At 69.2% G+C, this 15624-nt stretch carries 13 protein-coding genes; 5 read left to right on the forward strand and 8 right to left on the reverse strand.

What is annotated here, in order from left to right; genetic code table 11:
• Window positions 1–25: 25 nt before the first annotated feature.
• Window positions 26–1105, reverse strand: a complete 1080-nt coding sequence (queA, locus tag ACFFU4_RS12870; protein ID WP_377070173.1) for a tRNA preQ1(34) S-adenosylmethionine ribosyltransferase-isomerase QueA — start codon at window positions 1103–1105, stop codon at window positions 26–28.
• The gene (locus ACFFU4_RS12875) at window positions 1102–4488 is read right to left on the reverse strand and encodes a YhdP family protein (protein WP_377070174.1); all 3387 of its coding nucleotides are present in this window, start codon (window positions 4486–4488) and stop codon (window positions 1102–1104) included. Before ACFFU4_RS12875 ends, queA begins: the two co-directional genes overlap by 4 nt.
• 120 nt (window positions 4489–4608) lie before the next feature.
• Here ACFFU4_RS12875 and ACFFU4_RS12880 point away from each other — a divergent pair, with 120 nt between their 5' ends.
• The 4 genes from ACFFU4_RS12880 to ACFFU4_RS12895 all read left to right on the forward strand — a co-directional run bounded on the left by ACFFU4_RS12880 (window position 4609) and on the right by ACFFU4_RS12895 (window position 7949).
• Entirely contained in the window at window positions 4609–5070 is a 462-nt protein-coding gene (locus ACFFU4_RS12880) for a peroxiredoxin (protein WP_377070175.1), read from the forward strand.
• 20 nt (window positions 5071–5090) lie between these two features.
• The gene (locus ACFFU4_RS12885; RefSeq protein WP_377070339.1) at window positions 5091–5894 is read left to right on the forward strand and encodes a ferritin-like domain-containing protein; all 804 of its coding nucleotides are present in this window, start codon (window positions 5091–5093) and stop codon (window positions 5892–5894) included.
• Window positions 5895–6037: 143 nt separating this feature from the next.
• The gene (locus tag ACFFU4_RS12890) at window positions 6038–7357 is read left to right on the forward strand and encodes a DUF5930 domain-containing protein (protein WP_377070176.1); all 1320 of its coding nucleotides are present in this window, start codon (window positions 6038–6040) and stop codon (window positions 7355–7357) included.
• A complete protein-coding gene (locus tag ACFFU4_RS12895) occupies window positions 7347–7949 on the forward strand; it encodes a bactofilin family protein (RefSeq protein WP_377070177.1) in 603 nt (200 codons plus the stop codon). The genes ACFFU4_RS12890 and ACFFU4_RS12895 overlap by 11 nt, the downstream gene beginning before the upstream one ends.
• A gap of 76 nt (window positions 7950–8025) precedes the next feature.
• On the opposite strand, the gene ACFFU4_RS12900 is transcribed toward ACFFU4_RS12895, so the two are convergent.
• The 3 genes from ACFFU4_RS12900 to ACFFU4_RS12910 form a co-directional block, all read right to left on the reverse strand.
• Window positions 8026–8610: an HNH endonuclease gene (locus ACFFU4_RS12900; RefSeq protein WP_377070178.1), complete on the reverse strand. Its 585-nt coding sequence runs from the start codon at window positions 8608–8610 to the stop codon at window positions 8026–8028.
• A 159-nt stretch (window positions 8611–8769) separates the two neighbouring features.
• Window positions 8770–10590, reverse strand: coding sequence for an ABCB family ABC transporter ATP-binding protein/permease (locus ACFFU4_RS12905; protein WP_377070179.1), 1821 nt, complete (start codon window positions 10588–10590; stop codon window positions 8770–8772).
• Between the two features lie 404 nt (window positions 10591–10994).
• Window positions 10995–12782, reverse strand: a complete 1788-nt coding sequence (locus tag ACFFU4_RS12910; protein WP_377070180.1) for a LysM peptidoglycan-binding domain-containing protein — start codon at window positions 12780–12782, stop codon at window positions 10995–10997.
• Between the two features lie 100 nt (window positions 12783–12882).
• Between ACFFU4_RS12910 and ACFFU4_RS12915 the strand changes: the two genes are divergently transcribed.
• Window positions 12883–13434 carry an LOG family protein gene (locus ACFFU4_RS12915; RefSeq protein ID WP_377070181.1) on the forward strand — a complete coding sequence of 184 codons (552 nt, stop codon included), beginning with the start codon at window positions 12883–12885 and terminating at the stop codon, window positions 13432–13434.
• On the opposite strand, the gene rarD is transcribed toward ACFFU4_RS12915, so the two are convergent.
• From rarD to ACFFU4_RS12930, 3 genes are all read right to left on the reverse strand, one after another.
• Window positions 13395–14291, reverse strand: coding sequence for an EamA family transporter RarD (gene rarD, locus ACFFU4_RS12920; RefSeq protein WP_377070182.1), 897 nt, complete (start codon window positions 14289–14291; stop codon window positions 13395–13397). The genes ACFFU4_RS12915 and rarD overlap by 40 nt on opposite strands.
• Window positions 14292–14391: 100 nt before the next feature.
• Window positions 14392–14847: a host attachment family protein gene (locus ACFFU4_RS12925; RefSeq protein WP_377070183.1), complete on the reverse strand. Its 456-nt coding sequence runs from the start codon at window positions 14845–14847 to the stop codon at window positions 14392–14394.
• A 141-nt stretch (window positions 14848–14988) separates the two neighbouring features.
• The gene (locus tag ACFFU4_RS12930; RefSeq protein WP_377070184.1) at window positions 14989–15588 is read right to left on the reverse strand and encodes a superoxide dismutase; all 600 of its coding nucleotides are present in this window, start codon (window positions 15586–15588) and stop codon (window positions 14989–14991) included.
• Window positions 15589–15624 lie beyond the last annotated feature (36 nt).

Genomic DNA, 15624 nt, shown 5'->3' on the forward strand with positions numbered 1-15624 from the left:
GGCGCGCGTCTAAGCCGTTTGCGACTCAGTCGACCGCCGCTTTCCGTCCGTTGTCAGGATCGCGCGGCGGGATCAACAGCGATGCGTCGCCATAGGAAAAGAAACGGTAGCGCGCGGCAACGGCATGGGCATAGATGGCGGCGATCCGCCCCTGCCCCATCAGCGCGCTGACCAGCATCATGAGCGTCGATTTCGGCAGGTGGAAATTGGTCATCAGCGCGTCGGTCACGCGAAAGGCGAAACCGGGATAGATGAAGATGTCGGTCTCGCCCCGCCAGGCCGCCACCTCTCCGGTCGCGCGCGCCGCCGTCTCGATCAGGCGCAATGCGGTGGTGCCCACCGGGATGATCCGCCCGCCTGCCGCGCGGGTGGCAGAGATCTCGGCAGCCGCCACTGCGCTCACCTCGCCCCACTCGGCGTGCATCCTGTGGGTGGTGATGTCGTCCACCTTGACCGGCAGGAAGGTGCCCGCACCGACATGCAGGGTGACATGGCTGAATGTCACCCCCCGAGCCGCCAGGTCGGCCAGCACCACCGCGTCGAAATGCAGGCTCGCCGTGGGCGCGGCCACGGCACCGGGACGGCGCGCCCAGACCGTCTGGTAATCCTCGCGGTCGCGCGCGTCGGCGGGACGCCGGGCGGCGATATAGGGCGGCAGCGGCATCGCCCCGGCGGCATCGAGGGCCGCGTCGAACTCCTCTCCCGCGAGGTTGAACCGCAACCGCGCCTGGCCTTCGCCGCGCCCCTCCAGCACCGCCGAAAGCCCGGCGGCAAAGGCGATCTCCTCGCCCGGCCGCAGCTTGCGCAGCGGCTTCACCAGCGCGCTCCACGCGCCGTCGGCCTGCGGCTCCAGCAGCGTCACACCGATCCGCGCCCCCGCACCGCCCGCACGATACCGCATCCCCTCGAGCCGCGCCGGGATCACCCGCGTGTCGTTGAGCACCAGCCGGTCGCCCGCGCGCAGCCATGTGCCGAGGTCGGCCACCCGCGAATCGTGGATGGCATCGCCCTCGGCCACCAGCAGCCGGGCCGCGCGCCGCGGCTGCGCCGGGCGCGTCGCGATGAGACCTTCGGGCAGGTCGAAATCGAAATCATCAAGCTTCATGGGTCAAAACTCGGTTGCAGTCCATCCTGCGTGTCGTCACTGCCCTGTCCCGAAGCCGTCGGCGCGTCGTCGGACGCGCCCGGGGCCGGCCGGCGGAACATCTCGCGCAGAAAGCCCGGTGTGAGCGCCGAAAGCGGATTGACCGTCACGTCCGGGTCGTCCGCATCGCCACGCAACGTGAAATTGAACCCGATCAGCCCCTCGCCGCGCCGGGTAAAGGCCCCGCCGATGGCGTTGAGCATGTAGACCGGCGACAGCACGCCCTGCATGTCCATCCGCTTGGTGGCAAGGTTGTAATAACCGTCCATCGAAATCCCCGCCGACGCGCCGACCGCGCTTGCCTCGCGCAGGATCAGACGGTCGGGCGTCAGCCGAAAGCGCGCGTCCACCGTGCTGAAATGCAGGCCCTGACCCGCGAACTGTTCGAGCAGCCCGACCACGCTTATGGTGTTGAGCAGCGCCGCCAGCGCCGGGGCGCGCTTGACGCGTATCTGCCGGATGGACAGCGCACCGTCATAGCTGCCGGGTGCGTCCACCGGGCTCAGCGTCAATTCGAGCACACCATCGCGGGCATCCTCCAGAATACCCGCCGAAGCCAGCAGCCTGCCGGCATCGCCGGAGCGGATCCGAAAGGCGCTGCGCCCGGCCTGCGACGGGATGACCTCGCCCTCGATGCGGGCCTCTCCGTTCACCCGCGCGGTAAAGCGGCCACGCGCACCGCCGTCCGTATCCAGCGCCGCCTCGAAATCGCTGAGCGCGATACCGTCAGAGATGCGCAGCTCATCGAGCCGCAGGCGGACCGGCCCGCCGCCGCCGCCGCCGCCGTCTCCACCGAGCGTGCCGCCGCGCATATCGACGGTGCCGCCGGTCACCTCGACCCGCGGCGCCTGCCCCTTGCCGCGCCCGACCAGCGTCACCGGCACGTTCAGCCAGCCGCCCAGTTCGACGCTGGCAAACCGCGCCTCGGCAAGCGCGCCACCGGGCTCCAGCCGCACCTCGCCGCCGCTCACCCGCAGCCCGCCGGCCTCCAGCGACAGCGTATCGATTCGCGGCGGCGCACCCAGCGTCCCGGCGACGTCGAGCCGCCCGGAAGCGTCGCGCGCCAGCGCCCAGCCCAGCGGCGCGATCCGCAGGCCCACCCCCGCCAGATCGGAGGTCAGCGCAAACTCCGCCGGGGTATCGCGCGCCAGCGCCACCTCGACCGTGCCACGCCCGCTGCCCGACAGGCTGCCCTCGGGCAGGGCGATGCCGAACTCGTCGAGAAAGCGCTGCGACAGCTCGATCTCGCCGCGCACCCGGCTCGCTCCGCCGGTATCGGGGCCCAGCGGCATGGTCCAGCGCCCGTCCACCGGCACGGCCCCCACCCGTGCCCGCCCGGCGATGACGAGGCGGTCATTGTCGGCCTCGACCGACAGCCGCTCCGCCGTCAGCACGCGCCCCGGCATCAGCGTCTCGCTGCGCATATCGGTGATCCCGCCGGTCACGGCAAAGGCCACCTCTTCGGGGGTCAGCTTTTTCTTGAGGATGAAATCGAGCCGCCCCTTGAGGTCGGCGCGGCCATCCGCCAGCGTCACCGGGCGACCGGCCTTTTGCAGGAACCGGAAGGGCGGCGAGTCGAGCAGCGACAGCGCCGCCGTGACCGTGCCGCGCGCGCGCAGATGCGCCTCGGCGGGGCCCTTCTTGATGCGCACATCGGGAATGATGAAATCGGTGCCGGAAATGTCCACCCGACCGCCCTGCGCCGCCGTTACCCGGCCCGCCTCGGCATGGATGGTAAAGCGGTTGTCGCGGATCGAGGCATGGCCCGAGGCCGCCTCGATCGGCGGCACGTCGCGGACATAAACCGCCGAGAGATCGGAGAATCCGAACCCCAGGAACACATCCGGTGCCGCCCCCGGCGCGGCCCGCAGGCCGAACTGGATGTCGCGCAGGTCGATGCTGCGCACGTTCTCGTCGATCCATGTGCGCGTCTTGGGCTTGAGGGTCCTTGGCCACAGCTCCAGCAGCCGCCCCGGCGCGATGGTCTCCATCCGCCCCGAGACATCGACCGACCAGCCCTCCGCCTGCCCGCGTGCGTGCCCCGACAGCCGCAGCACCTCGCCCTCGTCGCGCAGGCGCAACTCCCCGATGCCGAGCGAGAACGGGTCGAGATCGAGCCGCAGGTCCGCGCCCGCCCCCTCGAACACCACCGGTTCAGGATAGAGCCCGGCAGGATTGGCCGCGATCTCGCCGATGCGCACCTGCGCCTCCAGCGCGTCGGGCCAGCCGCGCTCCATGCCCAGAAGCCGCGCCCGCCCCTCGGCGCGCGCGGTGCCCCAGGCGCTCTCGACCGAGATCTCGGTGAACTCGATCTGTTGGCGGCCCGGATCGTAGGTGAAATAGCTGCGCGCCGACCGGAACGGGATCGGCACCGTGGCCTCGTTGGGGCGCAGCGCACCTGCCCCGATCTGCAGCGTCGCGCTCAGCGGACCAAGCTGCCCCCCGGCATCGGTGGCGGCCCGCAGCGCCCCCGAAATCGGCGCGTCGAGCGCACCCAGCCATGCCAGGGCGGGCGACTGCCCGGCCAGTTCCCCGGCCGGGACATCCTCGAACCGGACGCCGAATTCGGCGGCCGTCCCGCTCGCGTCGCCGCTGTAATTCACCTCGATGCTGCTCGCGTATTCGCGCGCGCCCAGCACGGTGATGTTGCCGCGCAACGTGATGCGCCCGCCCTCGCGTTCCAGCGTCACCTGACCGCCATCGGCGGACCACGCCCGCCCGCTCCGCGCATCCTCGTAGCGCAGGCTGACATTGTCGGCGTCGATCCGCCGCAGATGCGCCAGCGCGGGCTGCGACAGGATGGCGGCGATCTGCGCCGCAACCGGCCGCTCGCGCGCCGCTGCGGTGGCGGTCCCGTCGCCGTTCTCGAACGCCACCGACAGCGCACCGTCGCCGCGCCGCCGCAGGATCAGCCGCCCGCCATCCAGCCGCACCCGCGACGCTGCCACCTCACCCGACAGAAGCGCCCGGCGCGACAGCGACACCTCCAGCGCCCCGAGACCGGCCAGCCGCCCGCCCCCGGCATCGAAGAGCGTCACCCCCGTGAGCGTCACCTGCGGGGCCATCGCCGCGTCGAGCCCGAGCGCCAGCGCCTCGAAACTCAGTCGGTGATCGGGCAGCGCCGCGCCGATCTGCCGCTCGGCGCGGTCGCGCAGCCAGCCCGGCACGGTAATGCCCGCCGCCAGAACCGCCGCAACGGCAATGCTGATCACCAGCGCGACGACCGCGCAACCCAGACAGAATTGCCCCATATGGTGCACAAGACCGCGCCGCGGCGGCATCCGCACGCGCCGCCGCACCCCCGGTTCCGGCTCGTCGCCGTGCTGCGTTTCTGGCTCGTCCATGCGTATCCCGCCGCGCCGCCTTTCGCGCGTCGCTCTGCCTCTTGGCTTTATTCTTGCCCGTCCCAGCCTAATATGCGTTGGGCAGGAGTGCATCACAAGCCGCATCACAAAGGAGCGCCCATGTCCGACACGTCCCCGACCGCCCCCGATTTCACCCTGCCGCGAGATGGCGGCGAAAGCGTCACGCTCTCGGCGCTGCGCCCCGGCGCGGTGGTGTTGTTCTTCTACCCGCGCGACGACACCTCCGGCTGCACCAGGGAGGCGGTGGCGTTCTCCGGCCTGTTGCCGGACTTCGAGGCCGCCGGCGCGACCGTTCTGGGCATTTCCAGGGACAGCGTCGCCAGCCACGGGAAATTTCGCGACAAGCACGCGCTTACCGTGCCGCTCCTGTCGGATGCCGAGGGGTCGGTCTGCGAGGCTTACGGCGTGTGGAAGGAAAAGAACATGTACGGCAAGACATTCATGGGTATCGAGCGCTCCACCTTCCTGATCGACGGCGCGGGGCGGATCGCGCGCGAGTGGCGCAAGGTCAAGGTGCCCGGCCACGCCGAGGAGGTGCTCGGGGCGGTGCGCGCGCTGTGACCGAGCGGCCGCTTGCGGAGATGGCCGTCGAGGTGCTGACCACCGCCGACGGCCGCGCCAAGGCGGCGCTGTCGCGGGCGCACGCCTCGGCATGGCAGGCGGCGCGCACCGCCGGCCACATGCCGCCGGTCGGGCGCGCCACGCCGCCCGACCGCCCCGCCCGCCCCGACAGGCCCGAATTGCTCGATCCTCGCGACGTGCCCCGCCGCCGCCCCGGCAGCCCGCAGGGCCGCATTGCCATGCTGCACGCCGTGGCGCATATCGAGCTCAACGCCGTCGATCTGCACTGGGATATCGTCGCGCGCTTTGCCGATACGCCGATGCCGCCCGGCTTCTACGACGACTGGGTCAAATCGGCGGTTGAGGAATCAAATCATTTCAACCTGATATGCGACTGTCTTGAAGCGATGGGCAGCCATTACGGTGCTCTTCCCGCCCATGCCGGGATGTGGCGCGCCGCCGAGGACACGGCCGACGACCTGCTCGGCCGCCTCGCCGTTGTGCCGATGGTGCTCGAGGCGCGCGGCCTCGACGTGACACCGGGCATGATCGACATTTTCAGGCGCGCGGACGAGACCCGCGCCGTCGAGGCGATGGAGGTGATCTACTCGGAAGAGGTCCACCACGTCGCCTACGGCTCGAAATGGTTCCACTTCCTGTGCGGACGCCACGATCTCGACCCGAAGGGCGTTTTTCACGACCTCGTGCGCCGCTATTTCCATGGCGCGCTCAAGCCGCCGTTCAACGAGGAAAAGCGTGCCGAGGCGGGTCTGCCGCCGGATTTCTACTGGCCGCTGGCCGAGCGGCACACACGCCAGGGTTGACCGGATTTGCCCCGATCGGCAAATTTCCGCCCAATGAGCGGGAAACCCCCACAGAATCCGTGGCTTGGGGTCAAATTTCTTGCCGATCGCGCCGCCGGTGGCTAAGCAGGCGAGCAGACAGGGATCACAGAAAGATAACGAAATTGAGACGAGCGCTGGCGATACGGCTGCACGACCTTCTCGAACGTCACTTCCCCGATCGCCGGGTGTTTCTGCGATCCGACACCGATACGCGCTTCATCCGGCTGCGCCCCGGCACCCAGCTCATCGCCGTCACCGGCACCTGCCTGTTCGTGGCCTGGACGATCATCGCCACCGCGGTGGTGGTGATGGACAGCATCGGCGCGGGCAATTTCCGCGAACAGGCCAGGCGTGAACTGGAGACCTACGAGGCGCGCCTCAACGCACTGGCCGCCGAGCGCGACAGCCGCGCGCAGGAGGCGGTGGCGGCGCAGGACCGGTTCAGCTCGGCGCTGGCGCAGATTTCGGCAATGCAGTCCGAACTTCTCGCCTCCGAGACGCGGCGGCGCGAGCTCGAGACCGGGCTCGAGGTCGTGCAGCGCACGTTGCGCCGCGCCATGTCCGCGCGCGAGGCCGCCGAGCACGAGGTCGCACGCCTCGCGTCGGCGGTCGACGCCGGACAGGCCGGCCGTCCGGGCATTGCGCCCGGCGCCGAGGGCGACCCCACCGTCGATGTGCTGACCGCCGCACTCGCCGACGCCGCGCACGAGCGCGACAGAACCATGGCCGAGGCGCGGGATGCGCTGCGCGAGGCCGACGAGATGGCCTATGAGCTGCGCCTCGCGAATGAACGCAACTCGGAGATTTTCAGCCGCCTCGAGGACGCGATGACCATCTCCGTGGAGCCGCTGGAAAAGATGTTCCGCAAGGCCGGGCTCGATCCCGACCAGCTCATCGAGACGGTGCGGCGCGGCTATTCCGGGCGGGGCGGACCGCTCACCCCGATCTCGGTCTCGACGCGCGGCACCGCGCCCTCGCCCGAGGCCGCGCGCGCCAACCGCATCATGGCGCGGCTCGACGAGCTGAGCCTCTACCGTCTCGCCGCCGACAAGGTGCCGCTCGCCCTGCCGGTCAGGGGCGGGTTCCGCTACACCTCCGGTTTCGGCATGCGCTGGGGGCGGATGCACAAGGGCACCGACTTCGCCGCCAAGCAAGGCACGCCCATCCATGCCACCGCCGACGGCGTCGTGATCCATGCCGGCTGGCTGTCGGGCTACGGCCAGCTCGTCAAGATCAGGCACGCGTTCGGAATCGAGACGCGCTACGCCCACATGTCCAGAATCCGGGTGCGCAAGGGCCAAAGGGTCTCGCGCGGAGAGCGGATCGGTGATATGGGAAACACCGGGCGGTCCACCGGCACCCACCTGCACTACGAGGTCCGTGTGGATGGCAAGGCGATCAACCCCATGACCTATATCAAGGCAGCGAGAGATGTTTTCTAAAAGCAAGATCAACGAACCCGCGCAAAAGCCCGCCGAAACCAAACCGGTCTCCACGGACACGCGGAACGACAGCGCCCGTACCGAGACCGGCGGCGAGCAGCGCGGCACCGCGCCCAAGGCCAAGCCGCCTGCGTCGGTGCTGTCCGCGGACCTGCACGTCGTGGGCAACCTGCGCACCACCGGCGACATTCAGGTCGAGGGCACCATCGAGGGCGATATCCGCGCGCACCTGCTGACCGTCGGCGAAGGCGCCACCGTCAAGGGCGAGGTGATCGCCGATGACGTCGTGGTCAACGGGCGCATCGTGGGCCGCGTGCGCGGCCTCAAGGTACGGCTCACCTCCACCGCCCGTGTCGAGGGCGACATCATCCACAAGACCATCGCCATCGAATCGGGCGCGCATTTCGAGGGCTCGGTGCAGCGGCAGGACGATCCGCTCTCGGGCAACAAGCCCGGTGCCAAGGGCGGCGCGCAGCCCGCACAGACCCAGACCCAGCAGGGCGGGGCGCAGCAGGGCAATCCGCAAAAGGGCGGCGCACAGCAGGGCGCGGCGCAACCCGCCGCCAGACCGGCGGACGCCAAGCAAAGCTGACCCGGCAACAGACACGACACGCAAAAGGCGCCCTGCCCCGGCAGCGGCGCCTTTTTCGTGCGCGATGCCCCTTGCCTCACGCCTCCAGTTCGGCATCCCAGTAGAGAAAGTCGATCCAGCTTTCGTGCAGGTGGTTGGGCGGAAACTTGCGGCCCATGTTGCGCAATTCCTCCGCCCCCGGCGCGCGCGGCGGGCGGCGCAGGCTCATCCCCACCTGCCGCAGGCTGCGCGATCCCTTGCGCAGGTTGCAGGGGGAACAGGCGGCGACCACATTCTCCCAGCTCGTGCGCCCGCCGCGCGCGCGCGGCACCACGTGGTCAAAGGTCAGGTTGTCGCGCGCGCCGCAATACTGGCAGCAAAATTCGTCCCTCAGAAAAAGATTGAAGCGCGTGAAGGCCACGCGCTTCTGAGGTTTCACATAGTCCCGCAGCACGATCACCGAGGGGATGCGTATCTCGGTACTCGGACTGCGCACCCAGTGATCGTATTGCGCGACGATATCCACCCGGTCCGCCCAGACCGCCTTGATCGCCTCCTGCCACGTCCACAGCGACAGCGGATAGTACGAGAGCGGCCGGTAATCGGCGTTCAGCACCAGCGCCGGGAATTGCCGCAGCCCGGCGGGCTCTCTCACGAATTCATGTCTGAAATCACCATCCATCGCGTGCCCAGCCCCCACCGGTGCCCTCTAGTTGCGGTGGGCAGGCATGATGCCCGCCCTGAATCTACTATATATCGCGGCGGCGACCTGACAAGCCTGAGATTTTGCGCCACATCTAGCGATTTCCTAGCGGCGCAAGGTAACCGCCATGTGACAGGCTCAGGCGGCAATGCCGGGGTCCTGCTCGGATTGCCGTCGCCACAGTTCCGCATAACGCCCGGCCCGCGCCAGCAGGTCGGCATGGGTGCCCTCCTCGGCCACGCGCCCCTGCTCCAGCACCACGATCCGGTCGGCCCCCGCCACGGTCGAGAGACGGTGCGCGATCATGATCACGGTGCGCCCCTCGGCGGCCCGGGCGAGCGCGTCCTGGATGTCGCGCTCGGTGCCGGTGTCGAGCGCGCTGGTGGCCTCGTCCAGAAGCAGGATCGGCGGATTCTTGAGCAGCGTGCGGGCGATCCCCACCCGCTGTTTCTCGCCCCCCGAGAGCTTCAGCCCCCGCTCGCCCACCTGCGTGCCATAGCCCTCGGGCAACCCGGCGACAAACTCGTGGATCTGCGCCGCCCGCGCCGCATCCTCGATCTCGGCCTGGCTCACATCGGCGCGGCCATAGCCGATATTGTAGCCGATCGTGTCGTTGAAGAGCACCGTGTCCTGCGGCACCACGCCGATGGTGCCGTGCAGGCTGTCGAGGGTGACATCGCGGATGTCCTGCCCGTCGATGGTGATGCGCCCGCCCTGCACGTCGTAGAACCGGAACAGCAGCCGCCCGATGGTGGACTTGCCCGAACCCGACGGCCCCACCACCGCCACCGTCTGCCCGGCGGGCACGTCAAGCGTCACACCCCTGAGAATCGGGGTGTCCGAATCGTAGCCAAAGCGCACGTCCTCCAGCCGCACATGCGCGCCCGCCACCTCCAGCGGCCGCGCATCCGCGCGCTCGCGCACATCGGGCGGCTGATCGAGCAGCGCGAACATCTCGCCCATATCCACCAGCGCCTGCCGGATCTCGCGATAGACCGAGCCGAGCAGGTTGAGCGGCATGGCGATCTGGATCATGTAGGCGTTGACCATGACGAAATCGCCCACCGTCATCGTACCCGCCTGCACCCCGGTCGCCGCCATCACCATCACCGAGATCAACGCGCCGGTGATGAGAAAGGACTGCCCGACATTGAGAAACGACAGCGAATAGGCGGTCATCAGCGCGGCGCGCTCATAGCCCGCCATCGCCCGGTCATAGCGCGCGGCCTCCAGCCCCTCGGCCCCGAAATACTTGACCGTCTCGTAGTTGAGCAGGCTGTCGATCGCCTTCTGGTTGGCGTCGGTATCCTGTTCGTTCATCTCGCGGCGCAGCTTTACCCGCCACTCGGTCACCTTGAAGGTGAACGCCACATAGGCCGCGATCGCCCCGGACACCACCACGAGATACCAGATATCGAAGGCCAGCCACAGGATCACCCCGACCATCAGCAATTCGAGGATCAGCGGCGCGATCGAAAACAGCAGAAAGCGCAGCAGGAAATCCACGCCCTTCACGCCGCGCTCGATAATCCGGCTGAGGCCCCCGGTGCGCCGCGACAGGTGATAGCTCAGCGACAGCGCGTGGATATGCCGGAACGTCTCGAGCGCGAGGGTGCGCAGCGCCCGCTGCCCCACCTTGGCAAACGCCGCGTCGCGCGCCTGCTGAAAGCCCACGTTCATCAGGCGCGACACGCCATAGGCCACCGTGAGCCCGATCGCCCCAGCCCCCAACGCCCACGCCGGGCCCGGGCCCTCGCCGGCGAGCGCGTCCACCGCCACCTTGTAGAATACCGGCGTCGCCACCGCGATCAGCTTGGCGGCCAGCAGCAGCGCCAGCGCCAGCACCACCCGGCGACGCACCCACGGCTCCTCCGCGCTCCACAGATAGGGCGCGACCCGGCGGATGATCCGCCAGCCGCCGCCATCGGTCGGGCGCGTCTCGGGGTCGGGGGTGTGCATCGGTGGCTCGTGTCCTTGCTGCCGGACCCCACAGATAGCGGTGACACCCCCCGATGACCAGAGCGCGGACGGCAGGTTGGTCCAGCGGGTCCCAACGGAGCGAAGCAGGCGACGAGGATGGCCTGTTGCGGTCGTTGACGTCTATACCCATGCGCGGAATCAAGGGCGAAGCCCGCCGCGCATCGCCGGGCCGCCCCCCGGCACGGCGATTTGGCTGCAACCTGCTCTGAGCTCTGATGTTTTTCGGGTTTGGCTGGCATAAAGCACTGCCAAACTGACGTTGGATCGCCGCACCGCGGCCCGTCGATGCGCGGCTCACCCGGAAGTCCGCTCCAGGCCCTTCGTTCCCCCGACGCCGAAGCTGTCAACGCGCGCGCCCCGAAATGCCTCGCAAACGCGTCCCGCTACTGCGGCAACTCGAACACCTGGCCGGGATAGATCAGGTCCGGGTCACGGATGCGGTCGCGGTTGGCCTCGAACACCCGCACGTAGAGGATGCCCTCGCCATAGGCCTCGCGCGAGATCGCCCACAGGGTCGAGCCGGGCTGCACCGTCACCACCGACATGCGCGGCGGCTCCGGCGTGGCGTCCTCGTCCTGCGCCGGGAGCGTGGCCACGTCCTCGCGCTTGAACGGGGTCTCGATCCGCGAGGTCACCTCGCCGCCCTCGCTCACCTCGTCCACGCGCAGCGTGTAGATCCCGGTGTCCACTTCGGGCAACGCGCTGCGCCAGGTGCCGCTGTCGTCCACCGGCACCGTGGTGACGGCGCGGTTGTCGAGATAGATGCGCACCTGCGCGTCGGACGTGCTCGCGCGCCCCGCCAGCTTCACCGCGCCCGTGTCGGAATAACTGATGGAATCGAGCGCCACAGACGACATCACCTCCGGCCCCGGCGTGCCGGGGGCCTGCAACACGCGCACCCCCTCGGCATCCGACAGCATCACCGTAGGCGTGGCGGCGGGCGCGTCGGGGATCTGCACCGCGGGCGTGGCGGCAACCTCGGCAAGCGGCGCGACATCCCCCCCGCTGGCACCGGGCTGCGGCGCGACGGCGGCGGCATCCGGCACCTGCGGCGCGGCCGGGCCGGTCGCGGCCAGTCCGGCGGCCGGCCCGACCGTCTCCGCCGACGCGGTCTCGTCCGTCTCCGTGGCGTCACTGACATCTGTCGCCGTGACACGCGTGCCGGTGCCGGTGTCAGACTCTTCCGTCTGCGTCGCCGCGGCCTCCGCCGGGTCCGGCGTGTCCGCCGTCTCCGCCGACGCGGTCTCGTCCGTCTCCGTGGCGTCACTGACATCTGTCGCCGGGGCGCGCGTGCCGGTGCCGGTGTCCACCCCTGCCACCTGCGTCGCCGCGATCTCCGCCGGGTCCGGCGGCTCTCCGGACCCGGCCTCGGCCACCTTCGCGGGTGGGGCGTCGGGCACTTGTCCGGCGTCGGCGTCCGGGGTCTCGGGCTGCGAATGGTCAGCCTCCGGCGCGGACCCCACCTCCGTCCCGGCCCCCGGCGTGGCGGGCGCGGGCGGTGTACCGGTGTCCGCCTCGGCCACCGCGCCGGGTTGCGGCGGCGGCGGCGGCGAGGGCGCGATCAATACCTCGTCGGGCGCGCGGATCACGCGCCCGTCTTCCAGCAGCAGTTCCAGTCCCAGCACCCGCACCTTGTCGCTCGGGCCGAGGTCAAGGAATGCCACGAACTTGCCCGCCCGATCGGCCTTGGCCGTGCCGAGGCGCGTGTCATCGACGGTAATCGCCACCTCGCCCCCCGGCACCGCGCGCCCGGCAACGAGCATCTGCCCGTCCGGCGCGAGGCGGAAGGTGTCGAGCGCGGGCGGCGGCGCGGCCCGCGCCTCGGGGTCGGCCCCGGCGCGCGCCTCCCCGTTCGTGTCGGCGGCGCGGGACGCAGGGTCGTCCTGTGCCGTCTCTCCGGCGTTGGCGGGGCGGGTCGCACCTTCGGTGTCGGGGGGCATCTCGGTGCCCGGCCCGGGCGATGTCGCGGCGCCGGTCTCCGGTTCCGTGGCGGGCGCCGCCGCCTGCTGCTGCTCGGGCTCCGCCGCCTGCTGTGGCGCGGGCTCCGTCGGCGTCTTCGGCGGCGGCGCGTCACGGCCCGCGAAATACACCCCGATCGCGACCGCAGCGGCGACCGCAGCCGCCCCGACCCCGATCACGGGACCCGCACCCAAACCGCCAAATCTGTTCATCTTTCCCGACATCCCCGACCAGGCACCGCGCCCGGTTGCCGGAGCATATCAACAAGGCTATCAGGGGTCAAAGCAACCCTCTGAACGACGGGAGAAATTCATGGCGCACGCGGCTGTCTGTGTCTTTTGCGGCGCACGCGAGGGCCGCGACCCGGCCTATCGCGCCGCGGCGGAAGAGACCGGGCGCATGCTGGCCGCGAACGAATGGGAGCTGGTCTATGGCGCCGGCGATGTCGGCCTGATGGGCGCGGTGGCGCGCGCGGCCCAGGCCGCGGGGGGCCGCACGCTCGGCGTGATCCCTGCCCATCTCGTCGGCCGCGAGGGGGCGGCGCACGACCTCACCCGACATGTCGTCACCGAGACCATGCACGAACGCAAGAAGGTGATGTTCATGAACTCCCACGCCATCGTGGTGCTGCCCGGCGGCGCGGGCTCGCTCGACGAGATGTTCGAGGTGCTGACATGGCGTCAGCTCGGCCTGCATGACAAACCGATTTTCCTATTGAATACATTGGGTTACTGGACACCCCTCATCCAGCTTGTCGAGCATGTGATCGCCCATGGCTTTGCCGATGACAGCCTGCGCGGCATGGTCCGCGAGGTGGCGGACCCTCAGACCCTCGGCACCGCCCTGCGCGCCGCCCTGTCCTGACGCAGGCTCGCCACGGTGTAGATCGCCAGCGCGGTCCAGATCATGGCGAACGCGACGCCGTGCCAGGGGCTGAACGGCTCCAGAAAGATCAGCGTCGCGACCAGGAATTGCAGCGTCGGGTTGAGGTACTGCACCAGCCCCACCGTGGCCAGCGTGACGCGTTTGGTGGCATAGCTGAACAGGATCAGCGGCGTGCCGGTGAGGATGCCGGAAAAGGCGAGCATCAGGCTGTCGCGCCAGTTCACGGCAAAGGCCCCGTTGCCGCCCGAGTGAAAATACCACAGCACCGTCAGCGCGATCGGTGACAGGAGCAGCACCTCGGCGGTGACAGACACCACCGGCCCGACAGAAAGCCCCTTTTTCACAAGGCCATACAGCCCAAAGCTCGACGCCAGCACCAGCGCGATCCAGGGCGGCACGCCCAGCCCCAGCGTGAGCGTCACCACCGCGCAGAGCGCCAGACCCACGGCAAAGAGCTGCGCCCGCCCCAGCCGCTCGCGAAACGCCAGCGCCCCCAGCAGCACCGCCACCAGCGGAAAGATGTAATAGCCGAGCGAGGCCTCCACCGCCTTGCCGATATGGATCGAGGTGATGAACGCGAACCAGTTGGTCGAGATCATCAGCGCGGCGAACGCGATGGACAGCACCGACCGCCGCCCCGCCAGCGCCCGGCCCAGCATGTGCAGCCGCCCCTGCACCAGCAGCACGAAGGCAAAGAACGCGCAGGACCACAGCGTGCGATGCGCCAGGATCTCGATTGGCGGCACATGGTCCAGAAGCTTGTAATAGATACCGGACAGCCCCCACACCGTGCATGTGGCGACCATCGCGATGATCCCCTTGGTCGCCTCTCGCATCTGCTGCCCGCTCCTCCTGCCTCGCCGCTCTTGCTGCCCTGCCCGCGCGGCAATGGCAAGAGCGCGCGGCCAGAGAGGCCCGCCAGCGGAGGGATGCGGATCAGTGCGCCCCGAGTTCGGTCAGGAGCACCTTTTCCAGCCTGTCGCCGGGGTGGTTGGTCAGGTCCTTGGCGATCTCGGCCACGACGCGCTGCGCGACCTCCTTGTGCAGGTGGTCCCGCAGGACACCGAGCGTTTTCGGCGGCGCCACGAGGACCAGCCGCCCGAAGGCACCGCGATGCGCCATCCGGTAGAGGATATCCGCCATGTCCGAGGCAAACCGCGCCTCGTCCAGTTCGTGCCAGTCCGCACCGGCGAGGCCCGAGCGCTGCCCCGGACCGGGATCGGACATGCGTCCGGGGCGGTCGCTCTGCTGTTCGCGGTTCGGCGGCAGGTCCTGCTCCTCGACGCGGCGGATCACCAGATTCGGAGCCTCCGCGTCGGTCACATTCTCCAGAAACAGCGCCTTTTGTCCGTCTGCCACCAGGACCCAGGTGCCGTGCGATAGGTTACTCATCTGCGTCGCTCCTTTCTGTGCGTCTGTCCGTTGGCCACTATCGGCCGCATGCGGCCTCGCGGCGTTGATACGGATCAACCCGAACGCAAAACCCCGCGCCTCGGGCGCGGGGTTCAACGTATCACGCATGGCCGACCGCGATCACATCCGCGAGGCGACGTTTTCCCAGTTCACCAGGTTGTCGAGGAAGTTCTGGAGATAGGCCGGCCGCTTGTTGCGGAAGTCGATATAGTAGGAATGCTCCCACACGTCGCAGCCCAGAAGCGCTGTCTGCCCGAAGCACAGCGGGTTCACCCCGTTCTCGGTCTTGGTGACCTTGAGGCTGCCATCGGTGTCCTTGACCAGCCACGCCCAGCCCGAGCCGAACTGCCCGGCACCGGCGGCGGCGAAATCTTCCTTGAACTTGTCGAGCGAACCAAAACTCTCGTTGATCGCCTTTTCCAGCTCGCCCGGCATGCCGGTGCCGCCCGGCGCCATCATCTCCCAGAACTGGTTGTGGTTCCAGTATTGCGAGGCGTTGTTGAAGATGCCCGACTGCGCCACGGCGTTCGGGTCATAGGTGCCCTTGATGATCTCTTCGACGGATTTGCCGTCCCACTCGGTCCCGGCCACGGCCTTGTTGCCGTTGTCGACATAGGCCTTGTGGTGGATGTCGTGGTGATATTCCAGCGTCTCGCGGCTCATGCCGTGATCGGCGAGCGCATCGTGAGAATAGGGCAGGTCGGGAAGTTCGAAGGCCATGTGGTCCCCCTGTTCGTTAACGTTGAAATCCTGTGC

Source organism: Roseovarius ramblicola (assembly GCF_042430665.1).
Taxonomy (GTDB): Bacteria; Pseudomonadota; Alphaproteobacteria; order Rhodobacterales; family Rhodobacteraceae; genus Roseovarius; species Roseovarius ramblicola.

Coding starts and splice junctions, on each gene's coding strand:
- ACFFU4_RS12885 (WP_377070339.1), top strand. CDS start 5,091: ATGGCCGTCGAGGTGCTGACCACCGCCGACGGCCGCGCCAAGGCGGCG.
- ACFFU4_RS12930 (WP_377070184.1), bottom strand. CDS start 15,588: ATGGCCTTCGAACTTCCCGACCTGCCCTATTCTCACGATGCGCTCGCC.
- ACFFU4_RS12925 (WP_377070183.1), bottom strand. CDS start 14,847: ATGAGTAACCTATCGCACGGCACCTGGGTCCTGGTGGCAGACGGACAA.
- ACFFU4_RS12900 (WP_377070178.1), bottom strand. CDS start 8,610: ATGGATGGTGATTTCAGACATGAATTCGTGAGAGAGCCCGCCGGGCTG.
- ACFFU4_RS12875 (WP_377070174.1), bottom strand. CDS start 4,488: ATGGACGAGCCAGAAACGCAGCACGGCGACGAGCCGGAACCGGGGGTG.
- ACFFU4_RS12910 (WP_377070180.1), bottom strand. CDS start 12,782: ATGAACAGATTTGGCGGTTTGGGTGCGGGTCCCGTGATCGGGGTCGGG.
- ACFFU4_RS12905 (WP_377070179.1), bottom strand. CDS start 10,590: ATGCACACCCCCGACCCCGAGACGCGCCCGACCGATGGCGGCGGCTGG.
- queA (WP_377070173.1), bottom strand. CDS start 1,105: ATGAAGCTTGATGATTTCGATTTCGACCTGCCCGAAGGTCTCATCGCG.
- rarD (WP_377070182.1), bottom strand. CDS start 14,291: ATGCGAGAGGCGACCAAGGGGATCATCGCGATGGTCGCCACATGCACG.
- ACFFU4_RS12895 (WP_377070177.1), top strand. CDS start 7,347: ATGTTTTCTAAAAGCAAGATCAACGAACCCGCGCAAAAGCCCGCCGAA.
- ACFFU4_RS12880 (WP_377070175.1), top strand. CDS start 4,609: ATGTCCGACACGTCCCCGACCGCCCCCGATTTCACCCTGCCGCGAGAT.
- ACFFU4_RS12915 (WP_377070181.1), top strand. CDS start 12,883: ATGGCGCACGCGGCTGTCTGTGTCTTTTGCGGCGCACGCGAGGGCCGC.